Origin of the sequence: Paucibacter sp. KCTC 42545, from assembly GCF_001477625.1 — a bacterium.
Classification (GTDB): Bacteria; Pseudomonadota; Gammaproteobacteria; order Burkholderiales; family Burkholderiaceae_C; genus Paucibacter_A.
Genome location: NZ_CP013692.1, coordinates 3,673,590 through 3,686,597 on the forward strand (window position 1 = coordinate 3,673,590; position 13,008 = coordinate 3,686,597).

General features: G+C 64.1%; 11 protein-coding genes. 7 read left to right on the forward strand and 4 right to left on the reverse strand.

The features are described 5' to 3' along the window. Window positions 1-2 precede the first annotated feature (2 nt). From glyQ to AT984_RS15855, 3 genes are all read right to left on the reverse strand, one after another. Entirely contained in the window at window positions 3-947 is a 945-nt protein-coding gene (gene glyQ, locus AT984_RS15845) for a glycine--tRNA ligase subunit alpha (RefSeq protein ID WP_058720924.1), read from the reverse strand. A gap of 83 nt (window positions 948-1,030) precedes the next feature. Further along, window positions 1,031-2,527, reverse strand: a complete 1,497-nt coding sequence (gene lnt, locus AT984_RS15850; protein WP_058720925.1) for an apolipoprotein N-acyltransferase — start codon at window positions 2,525-2,527, stop codon at window positions 1,031-1,033. After that, complete coding sequence (locus AT984_RS15855; RefSeq protein WP_058720926.1) at window positions 2,527-3,357, reverse strand: HlyC/CorC family transporter; 831 nt, start codon at window positions 3,355-3,357, stop codon at window positions 2,527-2,529. The genes lnt and AT984_RS15855 overlap by 1 nt, the downstream gene beginning before the upstream one ends. A gap of 250 nt (window positions 3,358-3,607) precedes the next feature. Between AT984_RS15855 and AT984_RS15860 the strand changes: the two genes are divergently transcribed. The 6 genes from AT984_RS15860 to AT984_RS15890 all read left to right on the forward strand — a co-directional run bounded on the left by AT984_RS15860 (window position 3,608) and on the right by AT984_RS15890 (window position 10,437). Beyond that, window positions 3,608-4,660 carry a CobW family GTP-binding protein gene (locus tag AT984_RS15860; protein WP_058720927.1) on the forward strand — a complete coding sequence of 351 codons (1,053 nt, stop codon included), beginning with the start codon at window positions 3,608-3,610 and terminating at the stop codon, window positions 4,658-4,660. A gap of 177 nt (window positions 4,661-4,837) precedes the next feature. Then, window positions 4,838-5,542: an RNA polymerase-binding protein DksA gene (dksA, locus tag AT984_RS15870; RefSeq protein ID WP_231741438.1), complete on the forward strand. Its 705-nt coding sequence runs from the start codon at window positions 4,838-4,840 to the stop codon at window positions 5,540-5,542. 123 nt (window positions 5,543-5,665) lie between these two features. Beyond that, window positions 5,666-7,483: a hypothetical protein gene (locus tag AT984_RS15875; RefSeq protein ID WP_058720930.1), complete on the forward strand. Its 1,818-nt coding sequence runs from the start codon at window positions 5,666-5,668 to the stop codon at window positions 7,481-7,483. A 52-nt stretch (window positions 7,484-7,535) separates the two neighbouring features. Further along, entirely contained in the window at window positions 7,536-8,099 is a 564-nt protein-coding gene (gene hslV / locus AT984_RS15880; RefSeq protein WP_058720931.1) for an ATP-dependent protease subunit HslV, read from the forward strand. Further along, window positions 8,096-9,454, forward strand: a complete 1,359-nt coding sequence (hslU, locus tag AT984_RS15885; RefSeq protein WP_058720932.1) for an ATP-dependent protease ATPase subunit HslU — start codon at window positions 8,096-8,098, stop codon at window positions 9,452-9,454. Before hslV ends, hslU begins: the two co-directional genes overlap by 4 nt. 191 nt (window positions 9,455-9,645) lie before the next feature. Continuing rightward, window positions 9,646-10,437: a potassium channel family protein gene (locus AT984_RS15890; RefSeq protein WP_058720933.1), complete on the forward strand. Its 792-nt coding sequence runs from the start codon at window positions 9,646-9,648 to the stop codon at window positions 10,435-10,437. A 38-nt stretch (window positions 10,438-10,475) separates the two neighbouring features. On the opposite strand, the gene AT984_RS15895 is transcribed toward AT984_RS15890, so the two are convergent. Then, window positions 10,476-11,255 (reverse strand): type III pantothenate kinase, encoded by a 780-nt coding sequence (locus AT984_RS15895; protein ID WP_058720934.1) that lies wholly within the window; start codon window positions 11,253-11,255, stop codon window positions 10,476-10,478. A 192-nt stretch (window positions 11,256-11,447) separates the two neighbouring features. Between AT984_RS15895 and AT984_RS15900 the strand changes: the two genes are divergently transcribed. Further along, window positions 11,448-12,989 (forward strand): methyl-accepting chemotaxis protein, encoded by a 1,542-nt coding sequence (locus tag AT984_RS15900; protein WP_058720935.1) that lies wholly within the window; start codon window positions 11,448-11,450, stop codon window positions 12,987-12,989. The last annotated feature ends 19 nt before the right edge of the window (window positions 12,990-13,008 follow it).

The following is a 13,008-nucleotide window of genomic DNA, read 5'->3' on the forward strand; positions in this document are numbered from 1 at the left end:
GCTCAGGCTGCCTTCGTCTTCTTGTTCTCGATCTGGGCCAGGACTTCCTCGCCCCAGGCCTTGGGCGCCATCGGGAAGCCCAGGCGGGCACGGCTGTCCAGATAGCTTTGCGCCACGGCGCGGGCCAGATTGCGGATGCGGCCGATGTAGGCAGCCCGCTCGGTCACGCTGATGGCACCGCGCGCATCCAGCAGATTGAAGCTATGGCCGGCCTTGAGCAATTGCTCGTAGGCCGGCAGGGCCAGGGCCTGCTCCATCAAATGCTTGCTTTGCTTCTCATGCGCAGCAAAAGCGGTCAGCAGGAAGTCGACGTCACTGTGCTCAAAGTTATAGGTCGATTGCTCGACCTCGTTCTGGTGGAACACATCGCCGTACTTGATGTCCGGCGCACCGTCCTTGCCTTCGACATAGACCAGGTCGTAGACCGACTCCACGCCTTGCAGATACATGGCCAGGCGCTCCAGGCCGTAGGTGATCTCGCCGGTGATGGGCTTGCAATCAATCCCGCCGACTTGCTGGAAGTAAGTGAACTGCGTCACCTCCATGCCATTGAGCCAGACCTCCCAGCCCAGGCCCCAGCAACCCAGGGTCGGGTTTTCCCAATCGTCCTCGACGAAGCGCACATCGTTCTTCTTCAGATCGAAGCCCAGGGCTTCAAGCGAGCCCAGATACAGCTCCAAGATATTGGCCGGTGCCGGCTTGAGCACGACCTGGTACTGGTAGTAATGCTGCAGGCGGTTGGGGTTCTCGCCGTAGCGGCCGTCCTTGGGGCGGCGGCTGGGCTGAACGTAGGCGGCCTTCCAGGGCTCTGGGCCCAGGGCGCGCAAAAACGTGGCGGTGTGGCTGGTGCCGGCGCCGACTTCCATATCGTAGGGCTGCAAGAGCGCGCAGCCCTGTTTGGACCAATAGTCCTGCAGGGTCAGAATGATTTGCTGGAAGCTCAGCATGGGCTTGAGGGCACAAAGGCCGGTAAAAGACAAAAAGATGATGGCCGCGCGACACAGGCCGACGCGTCCGACTGAGGGCGATTCTACGAGGCCAGCTTGGCCCGGCGTCGAGCCCAGGCTGCGGGCAGCAAGACCAGGGCCACAGCCGCCCACAAGGGCGCCAGCCCCCAGGCCTGCAGCCAGCGGGCATAAGGCGTGCTGCCGCTGCGGCCGTCCACCGTCACCTCCAGCACGCCGCGCGTGGCCGGCGCCAGGCGCGCCGTCACTTCGCCGCGATGGTTCAGGGCCGCCGTGGCGCCGGTGTTGGTGGCGCGAATGAAGGGGCGCTGGAACTCCAGCGCACGCATTTGCGAGAACTGCAGATGCTGGTCTTGCACCATGCGCGTACCGAACCAGGCCAGATTGCTGACGTTGACCAGCACCGTGGCCGCATCGGGCCCGTTCATGCTGGCCACAAAGTCCTCGCCGAACAAGTCTTCGTAGCAGATCAAGGGCCGCAGGCGCTGGCCGGCCACCGCAAAGGCCTGCTGGTGCTGGCCGCGCATCTGGTCATCCATGGGGATGCCCATCAGCTTGACGAACCAGTGGAAGCCGTAGGGGATGAACTCGCCAAACGGCAGCAGATGGCGCTTGCCGTAGTCGTAAGCCTGGTCGCCACCAAACGCCAGCAAGGAGTTGGTGTAGCCGCTAGCGTCGTCGCCCAAAAACGTGCCCAGCAAGAGCGGCCGCTGGCGTGCGGCAGCGTCCAGGCGCTGCACATATTCGCCCTGCAGATAGGCCACCGGCACGGGCGCCACCGACTCCGGCGTGATCACCACCTGGCCGCGTGCGGATTCGATCTGCTGCGCCAGTTGATCCAGATTGGCGTCGATCAAGGCCTGATCAAATTTCTGATCTTGCGGCACATTGGGCTGCAGCAAGCTGGCATTCAGCGTGCCGGTGCTGACGGTGAAGTCATGCGGCAACAAAAAGGGGCCGAAGGCGGCAAGATTCAAGCTCAGCACCGCCAAGCGCCATTGCTTCTTGCCTGCCACCACCAAGCTGAAGGCCATCAGCGCCGCCAGCGCCGAAATGCCGTAGACACCCAGCCAAGGCGCCCAGGCCGACAGCGGCCCCGCCGTGTGCGCATAGCCGCTGGCAATCCAAGGGAAACCGCCGAAGAAAGTGGCGCGCGCCAACTCGGCCAAGGCCCAGCAGGCCGACCAGATTGCCATGCGCCAGCCCCAACCCGAACCCCGGCTCAACCAAGCCGCCAGGGCGAGGGCCGCGGCGTAATAGCTCGCCAGGAACAGCGCCAGCAGCAACACGGCCAAGGCCGCCAGCAGCCAGGGAATGTGGCCGAACTGATGCATGCTGATGTGCAGCCACCACAGGCCGCTGCTGAGCCAGCCCAGGCCAAAGCTCAGGCCCAGCACCGCAGCACGGCGTGGCGGCGCGTCCAGCGCCAGCCAGGCCAAGCCGGCAAGCGCCAGAATTTGCGCCCACCAGGCGTAAGTGGGCGCGAACGCGGCCGTGTGCAGCAGGCCCAGCAACAGCGCTGGCAGCGCGGCGGCTGGCCAAGACAGGCCTTTCAAGCCCATCAGCTATGCGCTTCGTCGGGCAGACGGCTGACCTTGAACCAGCGCACCGAACCGCCACGGGTCAGCATCACGCTGAACAGCAAGCCGCCCAGCTCCACCGCCTCGCCCCGGCGCGGCACGCGGCCATGCTCATGCGCGACCAGCCCGCCGATGGTGTCGAAGTCATCCAGCGGCAAGCGGATGCTGAAGGCGGCATTGACGGCGGCAATTTCTGCGTCCCCCGCCACCCGGTGGCTGCCGTCGGCCAGGGTGTAAATGCTGGAGTCACCGTCTTTGTCGTCGAATTCATCCTCGATTTCGCCGACGATTTCTTCCAGCACATCCTCGATGGTGATCAGGCCGGCAGTGTTGCCGAACTCGTCGATCACGATGGCCAGATGGCTGCGGTTGGAGCGGAAATCGCGCAGCAACTCGTTCAGGCCCTTGCTCTCGGGCACGAAGACGGTGGGCCGCAGCAGGGCGCGCAGATTCAACTCGGGCGCGCGCTGCACCTTCAGTAGGTCTTTGGCCAGCAAGATGCCGATGATGTTGTCGCGGCTGTCCTGGAACACCGGGAAACGCGAATGGCCGGTGGTGATGACCACACCCAGCAACTCGTCGTAAGGTGCGTCGATGTCCAGCAGATCCATATGCGGGGTGGCAACGAGCACATCGCCAGCACTCAGCTCCGCCATGCGCAGCACGCCTTCGAGCATTTGGCGTGACTCGGGCTCGATCAGCTCGCGCTTCTCGGCATCCGCCAAGGTATCCATCAGCTCGCTTTTGGAATCGGGCCCGGGATGGAGAAACTCCAGCAGGCGGACCAGAAAACCACGCGGCTCCGGCTTCATTTTTTGGCCCCCTCGATGAGAGGGCCGACTAGACTGAGGTTCAGACACTGGGAACTGTGTGTCGTAGTTGCGATGGCCCCGAGAATAACCCATTGACTTGTCAAAGCCCTTGCAACACAGTCGCACGCCCCCATATTCCGGCCAGCCATTTATTTCAAGGCTCACGCAAAACTGCCAAGAACGGGCGTTTCACACCGCCACCATGACCGTTTTGCGCCAGCCCCATATTTTCTAGATTGAGCGATCAGCCATGAACAGCAGCACCAAGGGTCTCATCCCCGCCACCATCCTCACCGGCTTCCTCGGCTCGGGCAAAACCACGCTGCTCAAGCGCGTGCTGAGCGAGGCCCACGGCCAAAAGATCGCCGTGATCGAAAACGAGTTCGGTGAAGAAACCATCGACACCGACATCCTGCGGGTCGACTCCGAAGAGCAGATCATCCAGATGAACAACGGCTGCGTCTGCTGCACCATCCGTGAAGACCTGCGCACCACCTTGTCCGACCTGGCCGCCAAGCGCCGCAAGGGCGAATTGCAGTTTGACCGCGTCATCATCGAAACCACCGGCCTGGCCGACCCCGGCCCGGTGGCGCAGACCTTCTTCATGGATGACGAGATCGCTGAGAGCTATCTGCTGGACTCCATCCTGACCCTGGTCGACGCCAAGCACGCCGAGAATCAGCTCAATGACCGCCAGGAAGCGCGCCGCCAGATCGGCTTCGCCGACCAGATCTTCATCAGCAAGAGCGACCTGGTGGACGAAGCCAGCGTGGCCGCCCTGACCCACCGCATCAAGCACATGAACCCGCGTGCCCCGGTGCACAAGGCCCATTTCGGCGAAGCGCCGCTGAACCAGATCTTTGATCTGCGCGGCTTCAACCTGAATGCCAAGCTGGAAATCGACCCCGACTTCCTCAAGGTCGATGAGCCGCACGACCATGATCACCACGATCACGACCATGAGCATGGCGAGCACTGTGACCACCCGCACCACCATGCGCATGAAGACGACGTGAAGTCCTTCGTGTTCCGCTCGGATCGGGCCTTCAACCCAGCCAAGCTGGAAGACTTCCTGGGCGCCATCGTGCAGGTCTACGGCCCCAAGATGCTGCGCTACAAGGGCGTGCTCTACATGAAGGGCTCGGACAAGAAAGTGATCTTCCAGGGCGTCCACCAGCTGATGGGTTCCGACCTCGGCCCGAAATGGATGCCGGGCGAGAAAAAGGCGAGCAAAATGGTTTTCATCGGCATTGATTTGCCCAAGGAAATCCTGCTGCAAGGCATGGAAGGCTGCTTGGTCTAAACATCAAGCGGAAATTCATTACAAATTGACAAACCGGGCGTCCGCGAAGCATGGCTACAATCCGCGGCGCCCAAAATGCAGACTTCAATTGAAGAAGCGCGCAAGTTAAGACAAGCTGGTCCCGATTGATATCTAGCCTGACAGGACATCCACGACTGTCAGAGCGAGGAGAGAAACGTGAGCAAGACCCAGGCACCAAAACCGACCACCTCGGCCCCCGCCGAGCCCGGAGCACGCCCCGCCGTCAAGACAGCCAAGGCCAAAACTGCGGCCAAGATAGACGCGGCCAGTGCCGATGACATTGCTCTGATGGACCCCACGCCGGCGCCAACGGCCAGCAGCCGCTTCGCCGATCGATTTGCACCACCCAAGCCGCCAACGCGACAAATGAGTTCACCCGTGATTGAAAGTCCCCGCACCGCGGCCAAGGCCGACCCCAAACTCGTCAACGCATGGAAAACCAAGTCCGGCGCTGAGCTAACCGACGCCGAAGTGCTGGCCATGCCTGAGGCCGAGTACATGGGCCCCAAGCAGATCGAGTTCTTCCGCACCAAGCTGACCGCCTTGAAAGATGGCGTGCTGTCGAATGCCGGCGAGACCACCGAGCATCTGCGTGAAGACACCTCCATCGTGCCCGACCCGGCCGACCGCGCCACCATCGAGGAAGAGCACGCCCTGGAGCTGCGCACCCGCGACCGCGAGCGCAAGCTGCTGAAGAAGATCATTCAGTCGCTGGCTCGCCTGGACAACGGCGAATACGGCTATTGCGACGAAACCGGTGAGCCCATCGGCCTGGGCCGTTTGATCGCCCGCCCGACTGCCTCGCTGTCGCTGGAAGCCCAGCAACGCCGCGAGATGAAGCAAAAGATGTTCGGGGATTAAACCCTTTTCACTCAAAAACCAGCAGGCCGTGCTCGCGGGCTCCGGTCAAGCCGGCTAGCCCAGGCCGGCCGCCTCCGGCCCCACCCTTGCTGAAGAGCGCTGCACAAACCTGGTCCACGGCGAATGACAGAACCGAAAGACGGCGAGAGCTTTTTACGCAAGGTCGCGCGCTTTGTGGCCAACCCGACGACCGATTGGGCCGAGATCAATTCACGCCAGGACGACCCCGAAGCTGACCTCGCCAAAGCCGAGTTGCGGGCCATGGTCGACCGCAAGCGCCGCAACGACTTCGTGCGCAAGCGCGAGCTGGACATGCTGCGCCGTATCCGCCGCGAGGGCCTGAGCCCCGAGCAATTGGCCGCCCTGGGCGCCGCCTCCTCGCGCATCGACGAGATGGAACGCGGCAGCGAGGTCAATTCCAGGATCGATCTGGGCGTGAAGGCCAAGATCGACCGAATTGAGCAGCAAATGGTGGGCGACAGCTTCGCCACCACCGTCAATCAAGGCCTCACCACCAGCCGCCGCCAAGCCCTGTACGAGCAAAGCACGCGGCCGGTCAATTTCGCCCCGACGGAACCGGCAGGCTTCTCGATTGAGAAGCCTGACAGCCCAGAAGCCAGCCGCGTCAGCGAGTTCGCCTCGGCCGACGAGCGCGAGCGCCTAGAAACCAGCCCCGCACCTGCCGCCGTGGTGATGGGTGCAGGCATGTCACCGCCTTCGGAAGCCGAAGCTGCGGCCTTGCCTGCCCTCCCCGATCTGCTGCCACTGGAAATGTCGCTGGACATGCCGCTGACCTTCAGCTTCGCGGAGGCCGCATCCGACGCCGCGACTGACGCTGCTGCGCCCCTGGCCAGCCTGGAATTGGCCCACGACGCCGAGTTGGACGAGGCCGTGATCGCCTTCGCCAATGCCGACTTTGAGGGCTGCGAGCAGATGCTGGCGGCCTATATCCGCCCAGGCGGCGCGCGCAATCTGCACAGCGACACCTGGCTGGTCATGTTTGACCTCTACCGCGCCACCGGCAACCAGGCCAAGTTCGAGGCCCTGGCGCTGGAATTCGCACAGATTTTCGGGCGCTCGGCGCCGCAATGGTTCTCCATGCCCAAGCTGGTGGCCGAAGCCCACCGCAAGGTGCGCGCGCCCATGGCCAAGGCCAGCAATGTCAGCTGGGCCGCGCCCGAAGTGCTGACGGCCGAGGCCATGCAGCTGCTCAAAACCCGCACCCAGCTGATGCCCATGCCGTGGGTCTTGGACTGGTCCGCCTTGCGCGCGGTGGATGCCGACGCTGCCCTGCAGCTGCGCGACCAGTTCCGCAACTGGGCCAGCCAGCCCCTGGACATGCGCTGGATCGGTGGCGACCATTTCCTGCAAGTGCTGAGCGGCTTGTCGCCGGTGGCGGATGCCCAGGTCGACCCGACCCTGTGGATGCTGCGGCTCGAAGCCCTGCGCCTGGTGAATCGGCCCGATCAGTTCGACGAAGTGGCGATCGACTACTGCGTCACCTACGAAGTCTCGCCCCCATCATGGGAGCGCAGCGCCTGCCGGGTGCGCCTGGCCAGCGGCGTCAATTCGATCCAAGGCCCCAGCACCAGCATCACGCCCACCGAGATGAGCAGCAGCTTTGCGGAATCGCAAATCAGCGAGCTCAATCCGATGAGCCCTCCCACCGAGCTGGAGCTCAGCGGCCAACTCAGTGGCGATATTTCCGCGCAGCTGCAGGCCATGACCGACGAGCTGGGCAGTGCCACCCTCGTCAACGTGATGTGCGGCACGCTGATTCGCCTGGACTTCATGGCCGCCGGCGATCTGCTCAACTGGGTGTTGACGCGCCAAGGCGAAAACCGCCAAGTGGTGTTCATTGACGCGCATCGCCTGGTGGCCCTGTTCTTCGCCGCCATGGGCATCAACGAGCATGCGCGCATCAAGGTAAAACAAACCTAGAACTTCGCGCCGGGCGGTTGAAAATTAGGCTTCCACATCCATTTGTGAAGCCATGGACTCTCAACAACACCCCGTTTTTCACGGCACCACGATTGTCAGTGTGCGCCGCCAAACGCCCACCGGCATGCAGGTCGCCATTGGTGGCGATGGCCAAGTCACGCTGGGCACCATCGTCGTCAAAGCCAGTGCACGCAAGGTGCGCAAGCTGCACCGCGATCAGGTGCTGGCCGGCTTTGCCGGCGCCACGGCCGATGCCTTCACCTTGTTTGAACGCTTCGAAGCCAAGCTTGAGAAGCACCAGGGTCACTTGGTGCGCGCCGCCGTTGAACTGACGCGGGACTGGCGCACCGACCGCGTGCTGCGCCGCCTGGAGGCCATGCTGGCCGTGGCCGACCGCACGGCCTCGCTCATCATCACCGGCAACGGCGATGTGCTGGAGCCCGAGCTCGGGATTGTGGCGATTGGCTCCGGCGGCGCCTACGCACAAGCGGCCGCGCAAGCCTTGCTCAAGCACAGCACGCTCAGCGCGGCAGAGATCGTCAAGCAGTCGCTGGAGATCGCCGGCAATATCTGCATCTACACCAATCAAAATCACACCATCGAGGTGCTGGAATGAGTTCAATGACCCCGCAGGAGATCGTCTCCGAACTCGACCGCCACATCGTCGGCCAACACCCGGCCAAGCGCGCCGTTGCCATCGCCATGCGCAATCGCTGGCGGCGCCAGCAAGTGGACGACAAGCTGCGCGCCGAGATCACGCCCAAGAACATCTTGATGATCGGCCCCACCGGTGTGGGCAAGACCGAGATCGCGCGCCGCTTGGCCAAGCTGGCCGGCGCCCCCTTCATCAAGGTCGAGGCCACCAAGTTCACCGAAGTGGGCTATGTGGGCAAGGATGTGGATTCCATCATCCGTGATCTGGTCGAGATCGCCGTCAAGCAAGAGCGCGAGCAGCAAATGAAGCGCCAGCGCCTGCGCGCCGAAGACGCCGCCGAAGACCGCGTGCTCGACATCCTTGTGCCGCCCCCGCGCAGCGAGGTCGGTTTTTCCACCGCCACAGCCCCGGCCACGCCGGACAACACGGCCCGGCAAATCATGCGCAAGCGCCTGCGCGAGGGCTTGCTGGACGATAAGGAAATCGAGGTCGATCTGCTCGAGGGCAAGCCCAGCATGGAGATTCTTGGTCCCATGGGCCAGCCCGGCATGGAAGAGATGGCCGAGCAGCTCAAAGGCATGTTCTCGCAGCTCGGCGCGGGCAAGCGCAAGACCCGCAAGCTCAAGATGCAAGACGCGCTCAAGCATCTGATCGAGGAAGAAGCCGCCAAGCTGCTGAACGAAGACGACATCAAGACCGCCGCGCTGGCCGCCGCACAGGAGATGGGCATCGTCTTCATCGACGAGATCGACAAGGTTTGCTCGCGCAGCAGTCATGCCGATAGCGGCACGGCCGAAGTGTCGCGCCAGGGCGTGCAGCGCGATCTGCTGCCGCTGGTGGAAGGCACCACGGTCAACACCAAGTACGGCATGGTCAAGACCGACCACATCTTGTTCATCGCCTCGGGCGCCTTTCACCTGGCCAAGCCCAGCGATTTGATCCCCGAGTTGCAAGGCCGCTTCCCGATTCGGGTCGAGCTGGGTTCGCTGTCGGTGAACGATTTTGAAGCCATCTTGAGCAGCACCCACGCCAGCCTGGTCAAGCAATACCAGGCCTTGCTGGCCACCGAGGGCGTCACCTTGGAACTCAGCGCCGAGGGCATCCGCCGCCTGGCCGAAATCGCCTTTGAGGTCAACGAGCGCACCGAGAACATCGGCGCCCGCCGCTTGGCCACGGTGATGGAGCGATTGCTGGACGAAATCAGTTTCGATGCGCCGAACCTGGGTGGTCAGACCCTCACCCTGGGCGCAGCCGAGGTCGACGCCAAGCTGGGCGAACTGGCCAAGAACGAAGACCTGTCGCGCTTCATTCTTTAAGCTGGCGGAGTAACGCAGGGCTTGCGCGCAACCGCTCGCAAGCCCTGCGCTCTCAGCAAGCTCAGGAGCAGTCGGAAAAGGTCGCAGACCCCGCGCTCAGCTTGGGCGAGCGCCCGCAAGCGCAGCGGCGCCTTCGGCCTGCTTGATTCAGGTCAATTCCAAACCGGACTCGGCCCGCTACGCTGCGGGCTATGCCGCACCGCAAAGCCTCCCTCCTCAACACCCGCAGCTGGGGCTTGGCCCGACCTTCGCCGCTGAATCCGGCGGCAGCGCGGACCGAGCGTGCTTGGCGCTGGCCGGTGCTGATCGCCTTGTTCGCCACCATTCCGGCCTTCTACATCGAGCTGCTGGAGAACCTGCCCACCCCCCTGGCGCAGGCCATTTACTTCGCGGCGGCGGCCATCATGTGCACCTCGCTGTGGCGGGTCGGCCGCCACGTCAGCCACCCACGCCAATACCTGCGCAGCAATGGCCTGGACGTGCTCTTGGTGCTGGGCTTGCTGACGGCGGCCTTGATCGCGCCCAGCGCGCACTCCAATCTGGCTTTGGCGGTGCGCCTGTTCGTGTCCATGCTGACCCTGGTACGCATGGTCTGGGCGCTAAAAAGCTGGGTCACGCGCGGTGGCCTGGGCTATTTGCTCACGCTGGCATTGCTGGTGCTGGGCTTTTGTGGGGTGGGCTTTTGGGCTCTGGAGCCGCGCGCCCACGACCTCGGCGACGGCCTTTGGCTGGCTTTCACCACCGCGGCCACGGTGGGCTATGGCGACATCGTGCCGACCACACCGGCGGCCAAAATCTTCGCCGTGTTCGTGGTCCTGCTGGGCTACGCGGTGCTGTCGCTGGTGACGGCCGCCATCGCCGCGATGTGGGTGGAAAGCTCCGAGCGGCATATGGAGCAAGACATCTTGCGCGATATGCATGCGCAGCTGCGCACGGTGCACGAAGAATTGGCGGCGCTGCGCGAAGAGCTCGCCAAGAAATAAGCGGCTCGCCGCAAGCGCTAGCGCTGCGGCAGTGCGCCTTACAAGGCCAGCCGGTGCGACTGCAGGGCCAGCATGCCCTCGAAGATCAGCGAGTCCACCAACTCATGCGCAATCTCCAGCGTCGGTGACACCTTCCAGCCAGCGCCGCCGGTCATCAGCGTTAGCGGCACATGGCCAACACGCTTTTGCAGATGGCGGTGCATGCGCTCGATCGCGCCGGTGATGGCGTAAGTGCCGCCGCTGGTCAGGGCGTCCGAGGTGTTGGTGGGGAAGTCGCGCACCTCGCCGGTGGGCACACGCAGGCCGGCGGTGCCGCCTTCCAGCGCGCGCAACATGATGCCGTGCCCGGGCAGGATCAGGCCACCGAGAAAGCGGCCGGTCTCGTCCAGCGCATCCACCGTCACCGCGGTGCCAATCATCACCACCAGGGCGGCACGGGGCGGCAGCTCAGCGCCGCAGCGGTTCAGCACATGCCAGCGCGCACCGATCAGGGCCACAAAGCGGTCCACCCCCAGGCGGCCGGGGAAGTCGTAGCCATTGCTGACGCCAGCGGCATGGCTGCTGGCCACCACCCAGCGCGGCTCCACCTCCCAGAGTTCCAGCTGCTCCTCGACCCGCCGGCGCATCGCGTCGCCCGCCACATTGCAGCCCAGCACGCTGTGCGGCGCGGGCAGGTCGCGCCAGTCACTGTCGGCCAGTTGCTCGATGTTCTCAAGAAATACCGCCCCATGCGCCAGCAAGGCTGCGCCCGGCTGCGGCGAAGCGTACAGTGCCCACTTGAGGCGGGTATTACCGATGTCGATGGCCAAAAAGCTCATGGTCGCAAGTCAAATTGCTGGCAAGGGTGCTCAGCCTAACAGCAAGCGCAGGCTGAACACCCGAGTTCAGTTTCAGCGCGCGCCGCCGATAGCGAGAGAAGTTGTCTTGCGTCGGCCATGCCGAAGCGCCGGATATGGCCGCGCGCGCCCGCCGCACTCACCCATTTCTGTCTCAGTTGGAAGGCTCAAGTCATGACCTCACTCTCCATCAAGACCAAGCTGTGGTTGCCCATCATCGCCCTGGCCCTGATCGTGGCGCTGATCATTGCCGCCACCTTCGCGCGCGCGCAGTCGCAGCAAGCCAAGGTGAGCACCGGCCAGGCGACGCAGCAACAGGTGTTTGAGCTGGCCCTGCGCTGGCGCGGCTTGACCGAGACCAATGCCGTCCGCACCACGGCCGGCATTTTGAGCAGCGACCCCAATGTGGCCGCCACCTTCAAGCCCGAAATTGCCAGCACCACGGCGGCGATTTCCGAGATTCAAAAGCAACTGGAAGCCTTGGCAGATGACGCCAGCGAGAAGGCCGCGATGGCCTTGATCGCCCAGCGGCGCAGCGCTTACATCGACGTACGCACCGAGGTCGGAAAGCTCAAGGCCGCAGGCGATATGCCGGCGGCCATCGCGGCGCTGAACTCACGCATGCTGCCCGCCGTCAGCGCCTATTTGGACGCCCAGCAGGCCTTCGTCAAGCTGGAGACCGAGCGTTCACAAGCCGTGCGCGATACCGCCGCGGCGGACCGCATGCGCACGCTCTGGACGGTGTCGGGGGTGATGAGCGCCATCGTCATCGGCTTGGCGATTTCAACCTACTTTATGGTCCGCTCCATCACCACGCCGCTGACCCGACTGGCACGCCAGGCCGAACGCATCGGCGGCGGCGACCTCAGCGGCAATATCGAGGTGAACCGCACGGACGAGATCGGCGAGGTGCAGCGCTCGCTCAGCAGCATGCAAGACGGCCTGAACCGCGTGGTGAGTGAAGTGCGCGTTAGCGCCGACAGCATCCAGACCGCCAGCACCGAGATCGCCTCCGGCAATCTGGACCTGAGCCAACGCACCGAGCAGACGGCCTCCAATCTGCAACAAGCCGCCACCGCCATGACCGAGCTGACCGGCACGGTGCGCCACAGCGCCGACAACGCCGCCACCGCCAAGCAGCTCGCCGGCAATGCCGCCGATGTGGCGCAGCGCGGCGGCGAGGTGGTCGGGCAAGTGGTGTCGACCATGGACGAGATCAACACCAGCTCGCGCAAGATCAGCGAAATCATCGGCGTGATCGATGGCATCGCGTTTCAGACCAATATCCTGGCCCTGAATGCGGCCGTGGAAGCGGCCCGCGCGGGCGAGCAAGGGCGCGGCTTCGCGGTGGTGGCGGGCGAGGTGCGCTCACTGGCGCAACGCTCGGCCGAGGCTGCGCGTGAGATCAAGGCCTTGATCGGCGCCAGCGTCGAGCGGGTCGAAACCGGCGCCCGCCTGGTTCAAGCCGCCGGCAGCACCATGACGGAGATTGTGGCCAGCGTCGGCAAGGTCGGCGACATCATCAGCGAGATCCGCGCCAGCACCGAAGAGCAAAGCGAGGGCATTGGCGCCGTCAACGGCTCGGTCGGTCAGCTCGATCAGATGACGCAGCAGAACGCCGCCTTGGTCGAGGAAAGCGCGGCCGCCGCCGAATCCTTGCGCGAGCAGGCCAAGAAATTGGCCGGCCTGGTGAGCGGCTTCAAGCTGCATGCCTGAGTGCGGCGTTCGGCGCGCA